Consider the following 22,092-nt stretch of genomic DNA (forward strand, 5'->3'; position numbering starts at 1 on the left):
GCTATTACGAAAAATTACAATTATCAGCGAGAAATTATCTTAAAAATAGACGAATTAATTTCGCAGGCGCTGGCCCACAGCCGGAGAAATAGAGAAATCTTATGAATCATTGGTTTAAGGCAGGCAGCTGTCGCGTTCAGAAACCGCCGACCCGTGGATAATGATAGTAAGATTATTCCTGGTAAATGAGTGTTTGCCGATCCCGAGTTGTTGAACAAGCTGCTAAAAATAGCCTGCGCCATATCAATATATATTAAATGAAGAACGAAAAATAAACAATGGCAATATGTGCCTTGCCAGCCAGTGATAAAAAAGGGCCGCGGTAGCGGCCCTTTGTTCAGGAGTGAAGATTAATGATGCTCAACCTGATGGCTGTGCTCTATATCTTCCGTTTTTTTGCTAAAGCGGCGACGAACCACCACAAAGAACACCGGCACGAAGAAGATCGCCAGGATCGTCGCGGTCACCATCCCGCCCATTACGCCTGTACCGACGGCGTTCTGCGCACCGGAGCCGGCGCCGGAGCTGATAACTAGCGGCATTACCCCGAGGATGAACGCCAGAGATGTCATCAGGATTGGACGTAGACGCATACGTACTGCTTCAAGCGTCGCCTCAATCAGCCCTTTGCCCTCTTTCTCCATCAGGTCTTTGGCGAATTCAACGATCAATATTGCGTTCTTCGCCGACAGGCCGATGGTGGTCAGCAGACCCACCTGGAAGTAAACGTCGTTGGTTAGCCCGCGGAAGGTGGCGGCTAACAGCGCACCGACCACACCCAAGGGGACGACCAGCATAACCGAGAACGGAATCGACCAGCTCTCATACAGCGCCGCCAGACACAGGAAGACGACAATCAGCGAAATGGCATACAGGGCAGGGGCCTGGTTGCCGGACAGTCGCTCCTGATAAGACATCCCGGTCCAGTCGTAGCCGATACCGGAAGGCAGTTTACCCGCCAGCTCTTCCATCAGCGCCATCGCCTCACCGGTACTCTTGCCTGGCGCGGCCTGACCGAGGATTTCCAGTGACGGCAGACCGTTGTAGCGTTCCAGACGCGGCGAACCGTATTCCCAACGCGAGGTCGAGAAAGCAGAGAACGGCACCATCTGACCATCGCTGCCGCGAACATACCACTTGCCGATATCTTCCGGCAGCATACGGTATTTCGCTTCGGACATGATGTACACTTTCTTCACGCGGCCGCGGTCGATAAAGTCGTTGACATAGCTTCCGCCCCAGGCTGCGCCCAGCGTGGTGTTAATGTCGCTGATGGAGACGCCCAGCGCCTGAGCTTTCTCCTGATCGATATCGATTTTAAACTGCGGTGTATCTTCCAGACCGTTAGGGCGCACGCCGGTCAGCACGTCAGGATGCTGCGCCACCATGCCAAACAGTTGGTTACGCGCCTGGGTCAGTTTTTCGTGGCCCAGACCGCCCTGGTCAATCAGCTCGAAGTCAAAGCCGGTCGCGGTACCCAGTTCAACGATAGCCGGCAGGTTAAAGGCGAAGACCATCGCATCTTTAATCTGCGAGAAGTAGCCCATTGCTCTCGCGGTGATCGCTTCAACTTTGTTTTCCTCACCCGGACGCTGGCTCCAGTCTTTCAGCGAAACGAACGCGATACCGGTGTTCTGGCCGCGGCCGGCGAAACCGAAGCCGTTAACCGCAAACACGGATTCCACGTTATCCTTCTCTTTGGTGAGATAGTAATTCGTCATCTCATCCAGCACTTTCTGCGTACGCTCCTGGGTGGCGCCGGCAGGCAGCTGCGCCATACTCAGGAATACACCCTGGTCCTCGTCCGGCAGGAACGAGCTCGGCAGACGGACGAACAGCCATGCCATACCCACCACGATGATCAGATACAGCACCAGATAACGACCGGTGCTGCGCAGAATGTTGCCTACGCTGTCGGTGTAATGGTGCGTGCTCTTATCAAACATGCGGTTAAACCAGCCGAAGAAGCCGGTGGTCGCGCCATGGCTGCCTTTCTGAATGGGTTTCAGCATCGTGGCGCACAGCGCCGGCGTCAGGATTAACGCCACCAGTACCGACAGCGCCATCGCGGAAACGATAGTGATGGAGAACTGGCGATAGATGGCCCCGGTTGAGCCGCCGAAGAACGCCATCGGGATAAATACCGCCGACAGCACCATCGCGATACCTACCAGCGCGCCCTGAATCTGTCCCATCGATTTACGCGTCGCTTCTTTCGGCGGCAGACCCTCTTCCGCCATCACGCGCTCGACGTTCTCTACCACCACGATGGCGTCATCCACCAACAGGCCGATGGCGAGCACCATCCCGAACATCGTCAGGGTGTTTATCGAGAAGCCAAACGCCGCCAGCACCGCGAAGGTGCCTAACAGGACCACCGGTACCGCGATGGTGGGGATCAGGGTGGCGCGGAAGTTCTGCAGGAACAGATACATGACCAGGAACACCAGGATGATCGCTTCCACCAGCGTTTTAACCACTTCGTGAATAGAAATTTTCACGAACGGGGTGGTGTCATACGGGTAAACGATCTTCATCCCCGACGGGAAAAACGGCTCCATCTTCGCCAGTTCAGCGCGAATAGCGTTGGCGGTATCCAGCGCGTTCGCGCCGGTAGCCAGTTTAATACCCAGACCGGATGCCGGCTGGCCGTTAAACTTCGCCACTACGTCATAGCTTTCGCCGCCCAGCTCAATTTTGGCGACATCACGCAGACGAACCTGGGAACCGTCCTGGTTCACCTTCAGCAGGATGTTGCCAAACTCTTCCGTATTGGTCAGACGCGTCTGCGCGATGATCGAGGCGTTAAGCTGCTGGCCTTTCACCGGCGGCGTACCGCCTAACTGGCCCGCGGCCACCTGGGCGTTCTGCGCTTTCAGGGCGCTGATCACATCCACCGGCGTAAGCTGGAAGTTGTTCAGTTTGTTTGGATCCATCCAGATACGCATCGCATACTGGGAACCGAATAGCTGAACGTCGCCGACGCCGCTGGTACGGCTAATCGGATCCTTCATGTTGGCCGCCACGTAGTCCGAAATATCGTCCTGGTTCATGGTGCCGTTGGTGTTAATGACGCCGACAACCATCAGGAAGCTGCTGGACGCTTTCTCAACGCTAATCCCTTGCTGCTGTACTTCTTGCGGCAGCAGAGGCGTCGCCAGCGCCAGCTTGTTCTGAACCTGAACCTGGGCGATATCCGGATCGGTACCGGATTCGAAGGTCAGCGTAATGGTTGCCGTACCGGTGGAGTCGCCATTTGAGGACATGTACATCAGGTGATCGATACCGTTCATATTCTGTTCGATAACCTGAGTGACGGTGTTCTGCACCGTTTCGGCGTCAGCACCGGGGTACATGGCGGTAATGGAAATTGCTGGCGGCGCAATCGTCGGATATTGCGCCACCGGCAATTTGAGGATTGATAATCCCCCAGCCAGCATGATGATAATGGCGATCACCCATGCAAATATGGGGCGATCGATAAAGAAATTAGGCATGTCTTAACGGCTCCTGTTTAAGTTAAGACTTGGTTTGTTCTGATGGCGCGTTGCCTGCGGCTTGCTGTTTATCATCAGAAGCTACTTCCTGCGCTTTTACCTGCACACCTGGTTTGATTTTTTGCAGGCCGGTGACGATAACGCGATCGCCGGATTTCAGACCGTCAGTGACCAGCCATTTATCGCCGATCGCCTGAGAAGCAGTGACCTGGCGGACTTCGACTTTATCGCCTTCCCCCACTACCATGACGCTGGCGTCGCCGCGCGGCGTACGGGTAACACCCTGTTGCGGTACCAGCAGGGCGTCAGGGTTAATCCCTTCTTCCAGACGGGCACGGACGAACATCCCCGGAAGCAGGGTGTGATCCGGGTTCGGGAAAATAGCGCGTAGCGTGATTGAGCCGGTGGTCTGATCAACAGTGACATCCGAGAATTCCAGCGTGCCGGACTGCGGATACTTAAGACCGTCATTAGTCACCAGCTCCACTTTCGCTTTGCCGTTTTCCTGTTTCAGGCGGCCGTCGGCTAGCTCCTGCTTCAGGCGCAGGAAATCATTGCTCGACTGGGTGACGTCAACATAGATCGGATCCAGCTGCTGAACGGTTGCCAGGGCGGTCGTTTGACCATTCTGTACCAGCGCCCCTTCGGTCACGGCGGATTTACCGATCCGGCCGCTGATCGGCGAGGTGACTTTGGTGTAGGCCAGATTGATGCGCGCGGTTTCAACGGCCGCTTTCGCCGCGACCACGGCCGCATTGCTCTGCTGCGCCGTCGCAACGGCGGTATCGTAGTCTTGTTGACTAATATATTTGGTGCCCAACAGTTTCTGATAACGCTTGACCGTCAGTTGATCCATGTTTGCCGCCGCCTGGGCTTTTGCCAGGTCGCCTTTGGCGCTGTCATAGCTGGCCTGATAGGTGGCTGGATCGATCTGATACAGGGAGACGCCGGCCTGGATATCGCTACCTTCCATGAAGTTACGTTTTAAAATAATGCCACTGACCTGAGGACGGACTTCCGCAATGCGATAGGCGCTGGTGCGGCCTGGCAGTTCGGTGGTTATTTGTAGAGGTGCGGATTTGAGCGTCACAATACCGACTTCCGGCATGTGCTGGGCTCCCTGTTGAGCCGGTTTATCGTCACATCCTGTTAGCGCTAAGCTGCCTGAGAGCATCAGAACGACCGCCAGAGGCGTTAACCCTCTGTTTTTGTTCATATGTAAACCTCGAGTGTCCAATTTCAAAATGTTCAGTGGCTCAAACAACCACAAACCCACTACAGTCTTTCTATTATGGTCATGCTATGGTACATACATTCACAAATGTATGTAAACGTAACCTCTGTAAAGTCATTAACCTATGGCACGAAAAACCAAACAACAGGCACGTGAAACCCGGCAACTGATTCTGGATGTTGCTCTGCGTCTGTTTTCGCAGCAAGGCGTATCATCTACCTCGTTGGCAACAATTGCAAAAGCTGCGGGTGTAACGAGGGGGGCTATCTACTGGCATTTCAAGAATAAATCAGATTTATTCAACGAAATTTGGGAGCTGTCAGACGCCAGTATTAGCGATCTCGAAATTGAGTATCGGGCAAAATTCCCCAACGATCCACTCTCAGTTATCAGGGAGATTCTAGTCTATGTTCTTGAAGCGACAGTGACAGAAGAACGTCGACGATTAATGATGGAGATTATCTATCATAAGTGTGAGTTCGTCGGTGAAATGACCGTGGTGCAGCAGGCCCAGCGGCAGCTCTCCCTGGCGAGTTATGAGCGTATCGAGCAGACCTTGAAAGAGTGCATCGCGGCGAAGCTGCTGCCCGCCAATTTACTCACCCGGCGGGCGGCCGTGTTAATGCGCAGCTACCTTTCCGGACTGATGGAAAACTGGCTGTTTGCCCCCGATTCGTTCGACCTGCATGCGGAAGCGCGGGACTACGTCGCTATTCTGCTGGAGATGTATCAATTCTGCCCGACGCTACGCGGCCCGGAGAGCTTGTCAGCTTAAAGGTAGCGCGCGGATGGGCGTGAATTTTTAGCGCCGTCCGCCGCTATTCGCCAGCGCTGAGAAGTGCTATTCTGCGCGCTTGCGACGACCCCCGGTATTCTCCGGCATTTGCATTCATTCATATTAACTATGCTGCACACGATCTCCAGGCAACGCGCCACGTTCATCTTTATTATCACGCTGCTCTGTTTTATTGGCCTTTTCAGCCCAGTCCAGGGCCGCGCCGCGGATCTCCCCGATCGGGCAGAGGTGCAGAGCCAGCTCAATACGTTAAACAAGCAAAAAGAACTGACTCCGCAGGACAAACTGGTCCAGCAGGATCTGACTCAGACGCTGGAAACGCTGGATAAAATCGAGCGTATCAAAAGCGAGACGGCACAGCTGCGACAGCAGGTCGAGCAGGCGCCGGCGAAGCTGCGCCAGGCGGTGGAGAGCCTCAATAACCTGAGCGATGTCCCGAACGACGACGCGACGCGCAAAACGCTAAGTACGCTCTCCCTGCGTCAGCTGGAGTCGCGCGTCACCCAGACGCTGGACGATCTGCAGAATGCGCAAAACGATCTGGCGACCTATAACAGCCAGCTGGTTTCCCTGCAAACGCAGCCGGAACGCGTGCAAAATGCGATGTTCAACGCCTCCCAGCAGCTGCAGCAGATCCGCAATCGTCTGAATGGCACCTCGGTGGGCGACGAGACCCTACGCCCGACCCAGCAGGTGCTGTTGCAGGCTCAACAGGCATTGCTCAACGCGCAGATCGAGCAACAGCGCAAGAGCCTCGAAGGCAACACTATCCTGCAGGATACCCTACAGAAGCAGCGTGACTATGTCACCGCCTGGAGCAACCGGCTGGAGCATCAGCTACAGCTGCTGCAGGAGGCCGTGAACAGCAAACGGCTGACCCTGACCGAGAAAACCGCCCAGGAGGCGGTTACCCCCGACGAAACGGCGCGTATTCAGGCCAACCCGCTGGTCAAGCAGGAGCTGGATATTAACCATCAGCTCAGCGAGAAGCTGATCCAGGCAACAGAGAACGGTAACCAGCTGGTGCAGCGCAATATCCAGGTCAAAAACTGGCTCGACCGCGCGCTGCAGTCTGAACGGGATATTAAAGAGCAAATTTCAGTTCTACGGGGGAGCCTGCTGCTGTCGCGTATTCTTTACCAACAGCAACAGACATTACCGTCGGCGGATGAGCTGCAGGATATGACCAACCGCATCGCCGACCTGCGGCTTGAACAGTTTGAGGTGAACCAGCAGCGCGACGCGCTGTTCCAGAGCGATGCCTTTGTCGCCAAACTGGAGGAGGGGCACAGCAGCGAAGTGAACGATGAAGTCCACGCCGCGCTACTGGAAGTGATCGACATGCGTCGCGAACTGCTTGATCAGTTCAACAAACAGTTGGGCAACCAGCTGATGATGGCCATCAACCTGCAGATCAACCAGCAGCAGCTGATGAGCGTCTCGAGCAGTCTGAAGGAAATTCTGACCCAGCAAATTTTCTGGGTGAACAGCAATAAACCGATGGACTGGGAGTGGATTAAGGCCTTCCCGGAGGCGCTGAAAGGTCAGTTTAAGGCGATGAAAATCACCGTGAACTGGGAAAAAGCGTGGCCTGCGGTGTTTGTCGCTTTCCTGGCCGGTTTACCGCTGCTGTTGATTGCCGGCCTCATCCGCTGGCGTCTGCAGTGGCTCAAGGATTATCAGGCAAAGCTTGCTTCCCAGGTGGGACAGCTGCGCAACGATACCCAACTGCATACGCCGAAGGCGATCCTGATCGATCTGATCCGCGCCTTACCGGTGGTGCTGTTGATTCTGGCTATCGGTCTGATCTTACTCACCATGCAGTTAAATATTAGCGGACTGCTGTGGGCATACAGTAAAAAGCTGGCTATGTTCTGGCTGGTGTTTGGCCTGTGCTGGAAAGTGCTGGAAAAGAACGGCGTCGCGGTCAACCACTTTAATATGCCGGCGCAGTTGACCAGCCACTGGCGGCGGCAGATTGTTCGCGTCAGCCTGGCGCTGCTGCCGCTGAATTTCTGGTCGGTGATTTCCGAACTGTCGCCGCTGAACCTGATGGACGACGTGCTGGGGCAGTTGGTGATTTTCTTCAACTTACTGCTGATCGCGGTGCTGGTTTGGCCGATGTGCCGGGAAAGCTGGCGCGATAAAGAGTCGCACAGCCTGCGCCTGCTGACGATCACGGTGTTGTCTATCGTTCCGGTGGCCCTGATGGTGCTGACGGCAACCGGCTACTTCTACACGACGCTGCGTCTGGCGGGACGCTGGATCGAGACCGTGTATCTGGTGATGATCTGGAACCTGCTGTACCAGACCGTGCTGCGCGGCCTGAGCGTGGCGGCGCGGCGTATCGCCTGGCGCCGCGCGCTGGCGCGCCGTCAACATCTGGTGAAGGAAGGGGCGGAAGGCGCCGAGCCGCAGGAAGAGCCAACTATCGCTCTCGAGCAGGTCAACCAGCAGACGCTGCGCATCACCATGTTGGTGATGGTCGCGCTGTTCGCAGTGATGTTCTGGGCGATTTGGTCTGATTTGATCACCGTTTTCGCCTACCTCGACAGCATTACCCTCTGGCACTACAACGGCACCGAGGCGGGGGCCAGCGTGGTGCGCAGCGTGACGATGGGCAGTTTGTTGTTCGCCATTGTGGCGTCAATGGTCGCCTGGGCGCTGATCCGCAACCTGCCGGGTTTGCTGGAGGCGCTGGTGCTGTCGCGGCTCAACATGCGTCAGGGGACCTCCTACGCCATCACCACCATTCTCAACTATGCGATTATCGCTATCGGGGCGATGACGGTATTCGGGGCGCTGGGCGTCTCCTGGGATAAACTGCAATGGCTGGCGGCCGCGCTGTCGGTTGGTTTAGGTTTTGGTCTGCAGGAGATCTTCGGTAACTTTGTCTCCGGCCTAATCATTCTGTTCGAACGTCCGGTGCGCATTGGGGATACGGTCACTATCGGAACCTTCTCGGGGACGGTAAGCAAAATCCGTATTCGCGCCACCACCATCACCGACTTCGATCGCAAAGAGGTGATTATCCCGAACAAGGCGTTCGTTACCGAGCGCTTGATCAACTGGTCGCTCTCCGACACCGTGACCCGGGTGGTGATCCGCCTCGGCGTCGCCTATGGCTCAGACCTGGATAAGGTGAAAGAGGTGCTGCTGAAGGCCGCGCACGATCATCCGAAAGTGATGCAGGAGCCGGCGCCAGCGGTTTTCTTCACCACCTTCGGGGCCAGTACCCTGGATCATGAACTGCGTCTGTATGTTCGAGAACTGCGCGATCGCAGCTACACGGTGGATGAGCTCAACCGCGCCATCGACCGCCTGTGCCGGGAGAATGACATCAACATTGCCTTTAACCAGCTGGAAGTTCATCTGCGCAATGAAAAAGGCGATGAAGTCACCGAAGTGAAACGGGACGGGAAAGGCGACGATCTGGCGCCCACCACCGCGTCCTGATCGAAGAGGGGCGGCGCAAAGCCGCCCCTGCTGTATCAGGGCGCCAGCGCGGCGAGTTCTTCATCGCTCAGCCCGGTGAGCTCCTGCACGGTTTGACGTTCGAGGCCGCGCGCCAGCATTCTGGCGGCGATGCTGCGGGTAGCTTCCTGCTCACCCTCTTGCTGTCCCTGTTTACGGCCTTTCTCTTCCAGCCATTCGGCAATGGTCATCATCAGCTCCTTATGCCTGGGCGACTGCGCCGCCAGCGTGCGGATCAGCGCCCCCGGATGTTCCGTAGTTCCCGCCTGCAACATATAGCGCAGCAGCGTATTCAGCTGCGCTTCTGTCAGATAGCCTTGCGTCATCAGCGCAATCAGCGGCACCTGCAGCTCGGCCAGATCGCGATGGCGGATATGCTTTTGCAGCAGCTCCAGCATGGCCATCCGCCGATGACGGGCGATCTGATTATCTGGCATTACGGTGAGGTCCACCAGCGGAAAATCATTGCTATAGAGCGCCTTCGCCAGCGCCGGATCGGCGAATAGCTGTTGCCAGTTGCGGGCCCAGGGCCAGGGGCTCACTTTGCCGTGATAAAACAGAATCGGCACCACCAGCGGCAGCGTGTCGTGGCCGGCGTCCAGATGACGCTGCATGGCGGCCAGCGCATAGCGCAGCAGGCGAAACGCCATCAGCTTGTCCGGGGTACTCTGGTGCTCAATCAGCGCGTACACATAGCCCGCTCCATGACGCGTGCGCAGTGAGTAAAGGATATCGGAATAGCTGGCGCGCAGGTCCTCTTCAACAAAGCTACCGGAGACCAGCTGCAGCGAATCCAGTTCGCAGATCGCCAGAAACGGCGCGGGGAGGTACAACTGCAAAAAATCCTTCGCGACCGCCTGATGCATGAGCATCTGGCGAAACACCGCGTCGTGTGGGGTTTGACTGACTTTTTCCATCAATATTGTCTCCAGTGGCGTCATGCGCAGAGGACCAGACTGCCAGCACACTGCCGGAGACAACATCCTACTTCTCTGGGTTTTGCGACCCGCTTTCCGCGTTTTTTAACTTGTTTGCATAATCCCGCCGGACAATTTCCAGCGCGCTCAGCACGGTTTGCGCCGGGATCTGATGCGATTCCAGCAACATGATTAAATCGACGGCCAGTTTGACCTCATCGGATGCATTTTCCAGCGACATCGGGCTCTCCTGTTAGCGCGTCAGCCGCGCCAGTACGTTTTCAATCTTGTCCAGCGCCTGTCGGCAGCGCGCCAACCGGCCGCTGTAGGCTTCAACTTCTTTCCCCAGCCGCTGCTGCTCGTCAAGGCTGGTCGCCTGCGCCAGCTGACGCTGGCGTTGGTCGCGCATCGCCAGCAGGCGGCGCTCATACTCCTGATGCTGCAGGCGACGGCGCTGCCAGCGGCTCAACGTTGGCGACGCGTGGTCCCAACTGCGCAAGGACCAGGTGGCGGTTTCACGGCGCAGCGCGGCGATTTGTGCCGCCAGACGCTCGGCAATCCAGACCACCTGCGGCAGCTGCTGGCGCTCGACGGCCTGGCGGAGCTGGTTAAAGTTGTGTTGGGCTTCCGCCAGATAGGCCTGCATCAGCGTGCTGCGGGTGTGGAAGAGCTGGCGGTCAAAGCGCGGGCTGAGGGTCGCGTGCTCCGCCAGCGGCGCCACCAGCGCGGCCAGCTCACTCAGCTGGTCGTTCAGCGTTTGTAAAAGTTGAGCAGTTTTCACCAACCCCCTCCATTTTCCGTCAGCCAACTGTGCTACAGTAGCCTCATCTGTTTGATAACGATTCGCATTATGCCACCTGTTATTTTAACCATTATCGGCTGGCTGGCGGTAGCGCTGGGTACGCTGGGCGTCTTCTTACCGTTGCTGCCGACGACGCCGTTTATTCTGCTCGCCGCCTGGTGCTTTGCCCGCTCATCGCCGCGCTTTCACCAGTGGCTGCTGTATCGCTCCTGGTTTGGCGGCTATCTTCGCCACTGGCAACAGTACCGCGCCATGCCTCGCGGCGCTAAACCGCGCGCCATTGCGATGATCGTGGTGACTTTTGCTATTTCGCTATGGCTGGTTAAGCTTACGTGGGTGCGCATCATGCTGTTGGTCATTCTGGCCTGTCTGCTGATCTTTATGTGGCGCATTCCGGTGGTTGACGCAAAGCAACAAAAGCACTGATGCGCAATAATGCCTGTTGCAATTGTTGCCGACAGCCAGTAAATTCTGGCGTTTTCGAGCGCGGGCAAGCCTGGTCAAAGGTTAAACAAATGTTTCTTTGGCCCCTTTTGCACGCCCGTGGGTAATACCGTTTCAATCAGGCATACACTTATGACCGCAACTGCACAGCAGCTTGAATATCTGAAGAACAGCATCCAGAGTATCGAGGATTATCCAAAACCTGGCATTCTTTTCCGCGATGTCACCAGCTTACTGGAAGACCCGAAGGCCTACGCGCTTAGCATTGAACTGCTGACCGAGCGCTACAAAGACGCGGGTATTACCAAAGTGGTAGGGACTGAGGCGCGTGGCTTCCTGTTCGGCGCCCCGGTCGCGCTGGCGCTGGGCGTGGGCTTTGTTCCGGTACGCAAGCCGCGTAAGTTGCCGCGTGAAACCATCGCCGAGACCTATGAGCTGGAGTATGGCACCGATCAGCTGGAGATCCACGTTGACGCCATTAAACCGGGCGATAAAGTGCTGGTGGTTGACGATCTGCTGGCGACCGGCGGCACTATCGACGCCACGGTCAAACTGATCCGCCGCCTCGGCGGCGAAGTGCACGATGCCGCTTTCATTATCAATCTCTTCGATCTGGGCGGCGAACAGCGCCTGGAGAAGCTGGGGATCCACTGCTACTGTCTGGTGCCGTTCCCGGGCCACTAAGCAAATCCCTCCACATAGCCTCGCCGATCGGGCGGGGCTGTGATAGCATGACCCCTTCGTGATTTCACCTTCCAGCGTTTCAGAGCCAGCCCATGAGTTATCAGGTCTTAGCCCGTAAATGGCGCCCACAAACCTTTGCTGACGTCGTCGGCCAGGAACATGTGCTGACCGCACTGGCGAACGGCTTGTCGTTAGGGCGCATTCATCACGCTTATCTTTTTTCCGGTACCCGCGGGGTCGGGAAGACCTCCATCGCCCGTCTGCTGGCGAAAGGGTTAAACTGTGAAACCGGCATCACCGCCACCCCCTGCGGCGTGTGCGATAACTGCCGGGAAATTGAACAGGGGCGCTTTGTCGATCTGATTGAGATTGACGCCGCCTCGCGAACCAAAGTCGAAGATACCCGCGATCTGCTGGACAACGTCCAGTACGCGCCGGCCCGCGGCCGCTTTAAGGTCTATCTCATCGACGAAGTCCATATGCTGTCGCGTCACAGCTTCAACGCGTTGTTAAAAACGCTGGAGGAGCCGCCGGCGCACGTCAAATTCCTGCTGGCGACAACGGATCCGCAGAAGCTGCCGGTAACGATCTTATCCCGCTGCCTGCAGTTCCACCTGAAGGCGCTGGACGTTGAACAGATCCGCCATCAGCTGGAGCATATTCTTGGCGAAGAGCAGATTGCCTTTGAGCCCCGCGCGCTGCAGCTGTTGTCGCGGGCGGCCGATGGCAGCCTGCGCGATGCCTTAAGCCTGACCGATCAGGCGATTGCCAGTGGGGAAGGGCAGCTGACGGCCGCATCGGTGAGCACCATGCTCGGCACCCTTGATGACGATCAGGCGCTGTCGCTGATTGAAGCGCTGGTTGCTGCCGACGGCGAGCGGGTCATGGCGGGCGTCAATGACGCCGCCGCACGCGGCGTCGAGTGGGAGGCGCTGCTGGTCGAGATGCAGAGCCTGCTGCACCGCATCGCCATGGTTCAGCTGTCGCCTTCGGCGCTGGGCGCCGACATGGCCGCGGTCGAAGTGCGGATGCGCGAACTGGCGCGAACCGTACCGCCCGGCGACGTTCAGCTCTACTACCAAACGCTGCTGATTGGCCGCAAAGAGCTGCCTTACGCCCCGGACCGGCGGATGGGCGTCGAAATGACGCTGCTGCGTGCCCTGGCGTTTCATCCGCGTAAGCCGCTGCCGGAGCCGGAGGTGCAGCCGGCACAGGCCGCCGCGCCCGCGCCGCGTCAGCCGGTTGCCCCCGCCGCGCCGCCGCCACAGTCGCCGCAGAGTTTGCCGCCGACCACCAGCCAGGTGCTGGCGGCCCGCAGCCACCTGCAGCGCAGTCAGGGAGCAACCACCCCAAAAAAGAGTGAACCGGCAGCCGCTTCCCGCGCGCGGCCGGTGAATAACGCTGCGCTGGAGCGACTGAGTTCGATTACCGAGCGCGTCCAGGCTCGTCCGGCCGCGGCCGCGCTGGAGCAGGCCCCGGCGAAGAAAGAGGCCTATCGCTGGAAGGCGACGACGGTGGTGGAAGAAAGCAAAGTCGAAGTCGCCACGCCCAAAGCGCTGAAAAAGGCGCTGGAGCATGAGAAGACGCCGGAGCTGGCGGCCAAGCTCGCCGAAGAAGCGGTCGAGCGCGACAGCTGGGCGGCGGAAGTGAGCCAGCTGGCGGTACCGAAGCTGGTCGAGCAGGTGGCGCTCAACGCGTGGAAAGAGCAGGAGGGCAGCCGCGTCTGTCTGCATCTGCGTCCCAGCCAGCGCCACCTCAATTCCGCCAGCGCGCAGCAAAAGCTGGCTGAAGCGCTGGGGGTGTTGTACGGTACGCCGGTTGAATTGACCATCGTGGAAGACGATAATCCCGCGATGCGTACGCCGCTGGAGTGGCGGCAGGCTATTTATGAAGAGAAGCTCGCGCAGGCGCGCGAAGCCATTATCGCGGATAATAACATTCAGACCCTGCGTCGTTTCTTCGACGCCGATCTGGATGAAGAGAGTATTCGCCCCATTTGAATGCCAGTCTGACTGGCATTCAGTACCTTTAACGATGACTGACTGAGAGAGAAGCCTATGTTTGGTGGAAAAGGCGGCCTGGGTAACCTGATGAAGCAGGCCCAGCAGATGCAAGAGAAAATGCAGAAGATGCAGGAAGAGATCGCTCAGCTGGAAGTAACCGGCGAATCCGGCGCGGGTCTGGTGAAAGTGACCATTAACGGCGCGCACAACTGCCGCCGTGTGGAGATCGACCCAAGCCTGCTGGAAGACGACAAAGAGATGCTCGAAGATCTGGTGGCTGCCGCGTTCAACGACGCCGCGCGCCGTATCGAAGAGACCCAGAAAGAGAAGATGGCTTCCGTTTCTGCCGGTATGCAACTGCCGCCAGGCTTCAAGATGCCGTTCTGATGCAAACCAGCCCGCTGTTAACTCAGCTTATGGAAGCGCTGCGCTGTCTGCCGGGCGTCGGCCCGAAGTCAGCGCAGCGCATGGCGTTTACCCTGCTGCAGCGCGATCGCAGCGGCGGGATGCGCCTGGCGCAGGCGCTGACGCGTGCGATGTCGGAGATCGGCCACTGCGCCGATTGCCGCACCTTCACCGAGCAGGAGGTGTGCAATATCTGCAGCAACCCGCGTCGCCAGGAAAACGGCCAGATCTGTGTGGTAGAGAGTCCGGCGGACATCTATGCCATTGAGCAGACCGGGCAGTATTCCGGCCGCTACTTCGTGCTGATGGGGCACCTGTCGCCGCTCGACGGCATCGGGCCTGATGACATCGGGCTCGATCGCCTGGAGCAACGGCTGGAGGCGGAGTCGATCACCGAGGTGATCCTCGCCACCAACCCGACCGTTGAGGGCGAGGCGACGGCCAACTACATCGCGGAGCTGTGCGCGCAGTATGGCGTCGACGCCAGCCGAATCGCCCACGGCGTGCCGGTGGGCGGCGAGCTGGAGATGGTCGACGGCACCACGCTGTCCCACTCCCTGGCCGGTCGCCACAAGATTACTTTCTGAACAAATGGAGGCGGCCTTCGCCGCCTCCGCTTGAAAAATTTCCCCGCTGTCCCCATCTCCCACTCAACGGTTTTTTACCCATTTAAAATGGCATTGTTGAGGTTGAATCAGATGAAAGGACAAGAAACTCGTGGTTTTCAGTCAGAAGTAAAGCAGCTTCTGCACCTGATGATCCATTCCCTCTATTCCAACAAAGAAATCTTTCTGCGTGAGCTGATTTCCAACGCCTCTGATGCGGCCGATAAGCTGCGTTTCCGCGCGCTGTCGCAGCCGGATTTGTATGAGGGAGACGGCGAGCTGCGCGTGCGGGTTTCGTTTGATAAAGACAACCGCACCCTGACCATCGCCGATAACGGTATCGGTATGAACCGGGAAGAGGTTATCGACCATCTCGGCACCATCGCCAAATCCGGCACCAAAGCGTTCCTCGAATCGATGGGTTCTGACCAGGCGAAGGATAGCCAGCTGATCGGTCAGTTCGGCGTCGGCTTCTATTCGGCCTTCATCGTGGCGGACAAAGTGACCGTGCGTACCCGTGCGGCGGGCGACAAGCCGGAAAACGGCGTGTTCTGGGAATCCGCCGGCGAAGGCGAATATACCGTAGCTGATATCACCAAAGCCGATCGCGGCACCGAAATCACCCTGCATCTGCGCGAAGGCGAAGATGATTTCCTCAACGACTGGCGCGTGCGCTCTATCATCAGCAAGTATTCCGACCATATCGCGCTGCCGGTTGAGATTGAAAAACGGGAAGAGAAAGACGGCGAAACCGTGATTTCGTGGGAAAAAATCAACAAGGCGCAGGCCCTGTGGACCCGCAGCAAATCCGAAGTTAACGACGACGAATACAAAGAGTTTTATAAGCATATCGCTCACGACTACAGCGACCCGCTGACCTGGAGCCACAACCGCGTGGAAGGTAAGCAGGAGTACACCAGCCTGCTGTATATCCCGTCGCAGGCGCCGTGGGATATGTGGAACCGCGATCATAAACACGGCCTGAAGCTGTACGTCCAGCGTGTGTTCATCATGGACGACGCCGAGCAGTTTATGCCGAACTACCTGCGCTTCGTGCGCGGCCTGATCGATTCCAACGATCTGCCGCTGAACGTCTCCCGTGAAATCCTGCAGGACAGCAGCGTGACCCGCAACCTGCGCACCGCGCTGACCAAACGCGCGCTGCAGATGCTGGATAAGCTGGCGAAAGACGACGCTGAAAAATACCAAACCTTCTGGAAACAGTTCGGCCTGGTGCTGAAAGAGGGCCCGGCGGAAGATCCGAGCAACCAGGAAGCGATCGCCAAACTGCTGCGTTTCGCGACCACCCATACCGACTCCTCCGCGCAGACCGTATCGCTGGAAGAGTATGTCTCGCGGATGAAAGAAGGCCAGGAGAAGATCTACTACATCACAGCCGACAGCTATGCGGCGGCGAAGAGCAGCCCGCACCTCGAGCTGCTGCGTAAGAAAGGGATCGAAGTGCTGCTGCTCTCCGATCGCATCGACGAGTGGATGATGAGCTATCTGACCGAGTTCGACGGCAAAGCGTTCCAGTCTGTCGCTAAAGCCGACGAGTCGCTGGACAAGCTGGCGGATGAAGTAGACGAGTCCACCAAAGAAGCCGAAAAAGCGCTGGAGCCGTTCGTTGAGCGGGTGAAAAACCTGCTTGGCGACCGGGTGAAAGAGGTGCGTCTGACCCATCGTCTGACCGACACCCCGGCGATCGTCACCACCGACGCCGACGAGATGAGCACTCAGATGGCGAAGCTGTTCGCGGCAGCGGGCCAGGCGGCGCCGGAAGTGAAATACATCTTCGAACTGAACCCGGCGCATCAGCTGGTGAAACGCGCGGCCGATACCCAGGACGACGCGCAGTTCGGCGAATGGGTGGAACTGCTGCTGGATCAGGCGCTGCTGGCCGAGCGCGGCACGCTGGAAGATCCGAACCAGTTTATCCGCCGTATGAACCAGCTGCTGGCTTCCTGACGCGAACCTGAACGAGTAGCCCGGCCGAGCGACGCGACACCGGGAACGGGATAAATGCCCCGTCTGAGCGATGTGCTCAGGCGGGGCATTTCACATTGGATTGCATAAAATATCTCACCATTAACCGTTTCAGCCGCACCGCCTTCCTTGAGCCATCGCCGTTCTGGTGGTATGGTTTAGCGTTTTTGAAAAATTGAATCGACTTTTGAGGGGATTTTCGTAATGCGTATTATTCTGCTTGGCGCTCCGGGCGCGGGTAAAGGAACTCAGGCTCAGTTCATCATGGAGAAATACGGTATTCCGCAAATCTCCACCGGCGATATGCTGCGCGCGGCGGTAAAATCCGGCTCTGAGCTCGGTAAGCAAGCGAAAGACATTATGGACGCTGGCAAGCTGGTGACCGATGAGCTGGTCATCGCGCTGGTGAAAGAGCGTATCGCCCAGGAAGATTGCCGTAACGGCTTCCTGCTGGACGGCTTCCCGCGGACCATTCCGCAGGCTGACGCCATGAAAGAGGCGGGCATTACCGTTGATTACGTGCTGGAATTCGATGTGCCGGACGAACTGATCGTCGACCGCATCGTTGGCCGTCGCGTCCACGCGGCATCCGGTCGCGTATACCACATCAAATTCAATCCGCCGAAGGTGGAAGGCAAAGACGACGTGACCGGCGAAGAGCTGACCACCCGTAAAGACGATCAGGAAGAGACCGTGCGTAAGCGTCTGGTAGAATACCATCAGATGACAGCGCCGCTGATCGGCTACTACACCAAAGAAGCGCAGGCGGGCAACACCAAATACGCCAAAGTCGACGGCACCAAAGCGGTAGCTGACGTGCGCGCCGAACTGGAAAAAATCCTCGGCTGATAAAGCCTTTTCTCATCCTGCTGCGGCAGGATGAGAACTCCTCTCATTTCTACCTTTTGCTATGATTGGTTCCGTTTAGCGCCATTTCAGCTACAATTGGCTGCGATTCAAATGGTTAAGAGGCGGTAATGCATCAGACGAAAACAGGTATCTTGCTGGCCAATTTAGGCACTCCCGATGCGCCCACCCCCGGGGCGGTGAAGCGCTATCTGCGACAATTCCTCAGCGACAAACGGGTGGTGGATACGTCTCGTCTGCTATGGTGGCCGCTGCTGCGCGGCGTCATACTGCCGATTCGCTCCCCGCGCGTGGCGAAGCTGTATCAGTCCGTGTGGATGGAAGAGGGATCGCCGCTGATGGTGTATAGTCGTCGCCAGCAGCAGGCGCTGGCTGCCAGGCTGCCGGATACCCCGGTGGCGCTGGGCATGAGCTATGGTTCACCGTCACTGGCCAGCGCGGTGGATGACTTACTGGCGCAGGGGGTGGAGCACATCGTGGTGCTGCCGCTGTATCCGCAATATTCCTGCTCGACGGTGGCCGCCGTCTGGGACGAACTGGCGCGGATTCTGGCGAAAAAGCGCGCCATTCCGGGTATCTCGTTTATTCGCGACTATGCCGAACATCCGGACTATATCCATGCGCTGGCGGCCAGCGTGCGCGCTTCCTTCGCGGTGCATGGGGAACCGGATCTGCTGCTGCTCTCCTATCATGGGATCCCGCAGCGCTATGCCAACCAGGGCGATGATTATCCTCAGCGCTGTCGCGATACGACGCGGGAACTGGTTTCCGCGCTGGGGCTGCCGCCGGAGCGGGTGATGATGACTTTCCAGTCGCGCTTTGGCCGGGAACCCTGGCTGACCCCGTACACCGATGAAACGCTAAAGATGCTCGGCGAGAAAGGGACGAAGCATATTCAGGTGCTGTGCCCGGGGTTTGCCGCCGACTGTCTCGAAACGCTGGAAGAAATCGCCGTCCAGAACCGGGAAATATTCCTCGAAGCAGGCGGCAAGCAATATGAATATATTCCGGCGCTTAATGCGGACGCAGCGCATATTGAGATGATGGTCAATCTGACGGCGCCTTATCGCTGATCGCGCGCAGGGCGGGGAATATGCTACTATTTCCCGCTTGTTCCCTGTTATTTAAGCGCCACTATGAAATTTCCCGGTAAACGCAAATCTAAACACTATTTTCCCGTTAACGCCCGCGATCCGCTGCTGCAGCAAATTCAGCCGGAGAATGAATCCAGCGTCTCCTGGGTGGTCGGTATCGACCAGACGCTGGTGGATATCGAAGCGAAAGTGGATGAGGCGTTTATCGTGCGCTACGGCCTGAGCGCGGGCCATTCGCTGGTGATTGAAGATGACGTCGCCGAGGCGCTGTACCAGGAGCTGGTGCGCAACAATCTCATTACCCATCAGTTTGCCGGCGGCACCATCGGCAATACCATGCACAACTACTCGGTGCTGGCGGACGATCGCTCGGTGCTGCTTGGCGTGATGTGCAGCAATATCGAAATCGGCGGCTACGCCTATCGTTACCTGTGCAATACCTCCAGCCGCACCGATCTGAACTATCTGCAGGGCGTCGACGGCGCCATTGGCCGCTGCTTTACCCTGATCGGTGACAGCGGCGAGCGCACCTTCGCCATCAGCCCGGGCCACATGAACAAGCTGCGTCCGGAAAGCATTCCGGAAGCGGTGATCGCCGGCGCCTCGGCGCTGGTGCTGACCTCTTACCTGGTCCGCTGCAAGCCGGGCGAGCCGATGCCGGACGCGACGATGAAGGCTATTGAGTATGCCAAAAAGCACGATGTGCCGGTGGTGTTAACCCTCGGAACCAAATACGTGATTGCCGATAACCCGGCGTGGTGGCAGGAGTTCCTGCAGGAGCATGTCTCTATTCTGGCAATGAACGAAGAGGAAGGGGAAGCGCTGACCGGCTTTGCCGATCCGCTGTCAGCGGCGAATAAGGCGCTGGACTGGGTCGACCTGGTGCTGTGCACCGCCGGCCCGGCGGGCCTGTATATGGCGGGCTTCACCGAAGAAGAGGCGAAGCGTAAAACCCAGCATCCGCTGCTGCCGGGGGCGATCCCGGAGTTTAACCAGTTTGAATTCAGCCGCGCGATGCGTCACCAGGATTGCGTTAATCCGCTGCGCATATATTCCCATATCGCTCCCTATATGGGCGGCCCCGAGAAGATCATGAACACCAACGGCGCAGGCGACGGCGCGCTGGCGGCGCTGCTGCATGACATCACCGCCAATAACTACCACCGCAATAACGTACCCAACTCCAGCAAGCACAAATGCAAATGGCTGACCTACTCCTCGCTGGCGCAGGTGTGTAAATATGCCAACCGCGTGAGCTATCAGGTGCTGAACCAGCACTCGCCGCGTTTAACCCGCGGCCTGCCGGAGCGTGAGGACAGCCTGGAAGAGGCGTACTGGGATCGGTAAGCGCGTCCCTCTCCCGGCGGGGAGAGGGCAGTACATCAGCCGGTGACCACTTCGCCGGCCGGTGGCGTTTCCAGAAGCCGCAGCATGGCGCGGGCAATTTCCCGTTCGCCCATCACCACCTGATTGGCTCCACGATCGATAATGTAGTCCACTTCGTCATCATAATGGGCGCGGGCGATAATCTCGATATTCGGACATTTTTCCCGTGCGGAAGCGACAATCTCTCCGGCCTCGTAGCCGTTAGGGATTGTCAGCAGCAGCCAGCGGGCGCAATCGAGATGCGCCAGCTCCATGATCTCTTCATTGGCGGCATTGCCGAGCACCGCGCTGATCCCGCGCTCGCGTAGCTCATCCACGCGGGTGCGCGAGGTTTCAACCACCACCAGCGGGATCCCCTGGGCCATCAGCTTCTCGCCCAGCAGGCTGCCGACGCGGCCGAAGCCGACCAACAGCGCGTGGTTGCAGATATCGACCGGCACCTGCTTCTCGTCTTCCAGGACCTCTTCCAGCGTCTGCTCGTCGAGGGTTTCGGTTTTATCGAGATATTTTTCCAGCAGGGTAAACAGCACCGGGTTGAGCATAATTGAGATGATCGCCCCGGCCAGCACCAGATTTTGTCCGGCCTGCGGCAGCAGGTTAAGCGCCATTCCCAGGCCGGCGAGAATAAAGGCAAACTCGCCAATCTGCGCCAGGCTGGCGGCGATGGTCAGCGCGGTGCGCGGCGAGTGACCAAACATCCGCACAAGGAAAAAGGCGGCTGCGGATTTACCAAAGATAATAATCGCCAGCGTCGCCAGCACCGCCAGCGGCTGTTGGACCAGCACCATCGGGTCAAACAGCATGCCGACGGAGACGAAGAACAGCACCGCGAAGGCGTCGCGCAGCGGCAGGGTGTCATGGGCGGCGCGGTGGCTGAGCTCGGATTCGTTAAGCACCATGCCGGCAAAGAAGGCGCCGAGGGCAAAAGAGACATCAAACAGCTCCACGGCGCCGAAGGCGATGCCCAGCGCCAGGGCCAGCACCGACAGAGTGAACAGCTCGCGTGAGCCGGTGGCGGCGCTGCGCGACATGATCCACGGCACCAGCCGGCGGCCGACCAGCATCATAATGGCGATAAAGGCCACCACTTTGCCAATGGTGATCCCGAGGTCGAGGGCCAGGGACGCGAAGCCGACGTTGCCTTTCTCCGCCATACCGGCAATCGCCGGCAGCAGGACCAGCGTCAGGACCATCACCAGGTCTTCCACAATCAGCCAGCCGATGGCGATTTGCCCGCGCTGGCTGTCAATCAGTTGTCGTTCCTCCAGCGCGCGCAGCAGCACTACGGTACTGGCGGTGGAGAGGCACAGGCCAAAGACGATGCCGGTCATCAGCGACCAGCCGAGGGCGGCGGAGAGCGCCATACCCAGCAGCGTCGCCACGGCTATCTGGGCGATAGCCCCGGGGATGGCGATCGATTTTACCGCCATCAGGTCTTTAAGTGAGAAATGCAGCCCGACGCCGAACATCAGCAGAATGACGCCAAGTTCCGCCAGTTCCGGAGCCAGTTTGGTGTCAGCAACAAAGCCAGGGGTGAAAGGTCCGGCCAGCACGCCCGCTAAGAGATATCCCACCAGAGGAGAAATACGTAGCTTATTGGCAATCATGCCGAGAATAAAGGCGAGCACGAGGCCGCCGACAATGGTGGTGATAAGCGGTGTTGCGTGGTGCATTCCGTCTCCTTTCCAGTGGTGTATCGGTCCATTTTGCTACCCTGTCCGGGTAATAGTTTATGACAAAAACGTTCACTTTGTTTATGAATAATTCTTGAGTTGTGCAAAAAAATGCAATTAGCCGATGAAAAGGCACAGAAGGGAAAATGGCGGGGGGAAATCGTGGAACAGGCTGATGACACAAGGGTTAACGGCGGCCAGGGTTGCACTTTGGCCGCCGAATAA

Annotated in this window: 17 protein-coding genes and 1 other annotated feature; of the genes, 11 read left to right on the forward strand and 6 right to left on the reverse strand. The window is 58.0% G+C overall.

Annotated features, from left to right (window positions below; all coding sequences use genetic code 11):
• Positions 1 to 350: 350 nt before the first annotated feature.
• Positions 351 to 3,497 (reverse strand): multidrug efflux RND transporter permease subunit AcrB, encoded by a 3,147-nt coding sequence (gene acrB / locus DR88_RS20300; RefSeq protein ID WP_004147373.1) that lies wholly within the window; start codon positions 3,495 to 3,497, stop codon positions 351 to 353.
• A gap of 22 nt (positions 3,498 to 3,519) precedes the next feature.
• Positions 3,520 to 4,713 carry a multidrug efflux RND transporter periplasmic adaptor subunit AcrA gene (gene acrA / locus DR88_RS20295; RefSeq protein ID WP_004147376.1) on the reverse strand — a complete coding sequence of 398 codons (1,194 nt, stop codon included), beginning with the start codon at positions 4,711 to 4,713 and terminating at the stop codon, positions 3,520 to 3,522.
• Positions 4,714 to 4,855: 142 nt separating this feature from the next.
• Here acrA and acrR point away from each other — a divergent pair, with 142 nt between their 5' ends.
• Together acrR and mscK are read left to right on the forward strand one after the other, a co-directional pair.
• Positions 4,856 to 5,506, forward strand: a complete 651-nt coding sequence (acrR, locus tag DR88_RS20290; RefSeq protein WP_002892080.1) for a multidrug efflux transporter transcriptional repressor AcrR — start codon at positions 4,856 to 4,858, stop codon at positions 5,504 to 5,506.
• 129 nt (positions 5,507 to 5,635) lie between these two features.
• On the forward strand, positions 5,636 to 8,983 hold the full coding sequence (gene mscK, locus DR88_RS20285; protein WP_025861655.1) for a mechanosensitive channel MscK: 3,348 nt from the start codon (positions 5,636 to 5,638) through the stop codon (positions 8,981 to 8,983).
• A 35-nt stretch (positions 8,984 to 9,018) separates the two neighbouring features.
• On the opposite strand, the gene DR88_RS20280 is transcribed toward mscK, so the two are convergent.
• The 3 genes from DR88_RS20280 to priC all read right to left on the reverse strand — a co-directional run bounded on the left by DR88_RS20280 (position 9,019) and on the right by priC (position 10,699).
• On the reverse strand, positions 9,019 to 9,918 hold the full coding sequence (locus tag DR88_RS20280; protein WP_020325194.1) for an Rpn family recombination-promoting nuclease/putative transposase: 900 nt from the start codon (positions 9,916 to 9,918) through the stop codon (positions 9,019 to 9,021).
• 67 nt (positions 9,919 to 9,985) lie between these two features.
• Positions 9,986 to 10,159: a pleiotropic regulatory protein RsmS gene (rsmS, locus tag DR88_RS20275; protein WP_002892136.1), complete on the reverse strand. Its 174-nt coding sequence runs from the start codon at positions 10,157 to 10,159 to the stop codon at positions 9,986 to 9,988.
• Positions 10,160 to 10,171: 12 nt separating this feature from the next.
• The gene (priC, locus tag DR88_RS20270; protein WP_002892142.1) at positions 10,172 to 10,699 is read right to left on the reverse strand and encodes a primosomal replication protein N''; all 528 of its coding nucleotides are present in this window, start codon (positions 10,697 to 10,699) and stop codon (positions 10,172 to 10,174) included.
• 69 nt (positions 10,700 to 10,768) lie between these two features.
• Here priC and DR88_RS20265 point away from each other — a divergent pair, with 69 nt between their 5' ends.
• The 9 genes from DR88_RS20265 (at position 10,769) to DR88_RS20225 (ending at position 20,155) form a co-directional block, all read left to right on the forward strand.
• Positions 10,769 to 11,146: a DUF454 family protein gene (locus DR88_RS20265; protein ID WP_002892144.1), complete on the forward strand. Its 378-nt coding sequence runs from the start codon at positions 10,769 to 10,771 to the stop codon at positions 11,144 to 11,146.
• Between the two features lie 150 nt (positions 11,147 to 11,296).
• Positions 11,297 to 11,848, forward strand: a complete 552-nt coding sequence (apt, locus tag DR88_RS20260) for an adenine phosphoribosyltransferase (RefSeq protein WP_004177230.1) — start codon at positions 11,297 to 11,299, stop codon at positions 11,846 to 11,848.
• A 92-nt stretch (positions 11,849 to 11,940) separates the two neighbouring features.
• Positions 11,941 to 13,848 (forward strand): DNA polymerase III subunit gamma/tau, encoded by a 1,908-nt coding sequence (gene dnaX / locus DR88_RS20255; RefSeq protein ID WP_004147381.1) that lies wholly within the window; start codon positions 11,941 to 11,943, stop codon positions 13,846 to 13,848.
• Positions 13,181 to 13,245 (forward strand) — a sequence feature (DnaX frameshifting element). (Overlaps the previous gene by 65 nt.)
• A gap of 57 nt (positions 13,849 to 13,905) precedes the next feature.
• Positions 13,906 to 14,238 carry a YbaB/EbfC family nucleoid-associated protein gene (locus DR88_RS20250; protein WP_002892173.1) on the forward strand — a complete coding sequence of 111 codons (333 nt, stop codon included), beginning with the start codon at positions 13,906 to 13,908 and terminating at the stop codon, positions 14,236 to 14,238.
• Positions 14,238 to 14,843 (forward strand): recombination mediator RecR, encoded by a 606-nt coding sequence (gene recR, locus DR88_RS20245; RefSeq protein ID WP_002892177.1) that lies wholly within the window; start codon positions 14,238 to 14,240, stop codon positions 14,841 to 14,843. The genes DR88_RS20250 and recR overlap by 1 nt, the downstream gene beginning before the upstream one ends.
• 111 nt (positions 14,844 to 14,954) lie before the next feature.
• Complete coding sequence (htpG, locus tag DR88_RS20240; protein ID WP_004177228.1) at positions 14,955 to 16,829, forward strand: molecular chaperone HtpG; 1,875 nt, start codon at positions 14,955 to 14,957, stop codon at positions 16,827 to 16,829.
• A 222-nt stretch (positions 16,830 to 17,051) separates the two neighbouring features.
• Complete coding sequence (adk, locus tag DR88_RS20235) at positions 17,052 to 17,696, forward strand: adenylate kinase (RefSeq protein ID WP_002892184.1); 645 nt, start codon at positions 17,052 to 17,054, stop codon at positions 17,694 to 17,696.
• Positions 17,697 to 17,824: 128 nt separating this feature from the next.
• Positions 17,825 to 18,787 carry a ferrochelatase gene (hemH, locus tag DR88_RS20230; protein ID WP_002892189.1) on the forward strand — a complete coding sequence of 321 codons (963 nt, stop codon included), beginning with the start codon at positions 17,825 to 17,827 and terminating at the stop codon, positions 18,785 to 18,787.
• Between the two features lie 63 nt (positions 18,788 to 18,850).
• Complete coding sequence (locus DR88_RS20225) at positions 18,851 to 20,155, forward strand: inosine/guanosine kinase (protein ID WP_002892192.1); 1,305 nt, start codon at positions 18,851 to 18,853, stop codon at positions 20,153 to 20,155.
• Positions 20,156 to 20,190: 35 nt separating this feature from the next.
• Here DR88_RS20225 and ybaL read toward each other — a convergent pair whose 3' ends face one another.
• Entirely contained in the window at positions 20,191 to 21,867 is a 1,677-nt protein-coding gene (ybaL, locus tag DR88_RS20220; protein WP_002892195.1) for a YbaL family putative K(+) efflux transporter, read from the reverse strand.
• Positions 21,868 to 22,092 lie beyond the last annotated feature (225 nt).

The organism is Klebsiella pneumoniae (genome assembly GCF_000742135.1).
GTDB classification, from domain to species: Bacteria; Pseudomonadota; Gammaproteobacteria; order Enterobacterales; family Enterobacteriaceae; genus Klebsiella; species Klebsiella pneumoniae.

What these genes read in the sequence shown, in the direction of transcription:
- htpG (WP_004177228.1), top strand. Translation starts at nt 14,955, where the DNA reads ATGAAAGGACAAGAAACTCGTGGTTTTCAGTCAGAAGTAAAGCAGCTT.
- DR88_RS20280 (WP_020325194.1), bottom strand. Translation starts at nt 9,918, where the DNA reads ATGGAAAAAGTCAGTCAAACCCCACACGACGCGGTGTTTCGCCAGATG.
- acrR (WP_002892080.1), top strand. Translation starts at nt 4,856, where the DNA reads ATGGCACGAAAAACCAAACAACAGGCACGTGAAACCCGGCAACTGATT.
- DR88_RS20225 (WP_002892192.1), top strand. Translation starts at nt 18,851, where the DNA reads ATGAAATTTCCCGGTAAACGCAAATCTAAACACTATTTTCCCGTTAAC.
- apt (WP_004177230.1), top strand. Translation starts at nt 11,297, where the DNA reads ATGACCGCAACTGCACAGCAGCTTGAATATCTGAAGAACAGCATCCAG.
- acrB (WP_004147373.1), bottom strand. Translation starts at nt 3,497, where the DNA reads ATGCCTAATTTCTTTATCGATCGCCCCATATTTGCATGGGTGATCGCC.
- mscK (WP_025861655.1), top strand. Translation starts at nt 5,636, where the DNA reads ATGCTGCACACGATCTCCAGGCAACGCGCCACGTTCATCTTTATTATC.
- adk (WP_002892184.1), top strand. Translation starts at nt 17,052, where the DNA reads ATGCGTATTATTCTGCTTGGCGCTCCGGGCGCGGGTAAAGGAACTCAG.
- DR88_RS20265 (WP_002892144.1), top strand. Translation starts at nt 10,769, where the DNA reads ATGCCACCTGTTATTTTAACCATTATCGGCTGGCTGGCGGTAGCGCTG.
- hemH (WP_002892189.1), top strand. Translation starts at nt 17,825, where the DNA reads ATGCATCAGACGAAAACAGGTATCTTGCTGGCCAATTTAGGCACTCCC.
- acrA (WP_004147376.1), bottom strand. Translation starts at nt 4,713, where the DNA reads ATGAACAAAAACAGAGGGTTAACGCCTCTGGCGGTCGTTCTGATGCTC.
- recR (WP_002892177.1), top strand. Translation starts at nt 14,238, where the DNA reads ATGCAAACCAGCCCGCTGTTAACTCAGCTTATGGAAGCGCTGCGCTGT.
- ybaL (WP_002892195.1), bottom strand. Translation starts at nt 21,867, where the DNA reads ATGCACCACGCAACACCGCTTATCACCACCATTGTCGGCGGCCTCGTG.
- DR88_RS20250 (WP_002892173.1), top strand. Translation starts at nt 13,906, where the DNA reads ATGTTTGGTGGAAAAGGCGGCCTGGGTAACCTGATGAAGCAGGCCCAG.
- rsmS (WP_002892136.1), bottom strand. Translation starts at nt 10,159, where the DNA reads ATGTCGCTGGAAAATGCATCCGATGAGGTCAAACTGGCCGTCGATTTA.
- dnaX (WP_004147381.1), top strand. Translation starts at nt 11,941, where the DNA reads ATGAGTTATCAGGTCTTAGCCCGTAAATGGCGCCCACAAACCTTTGCT.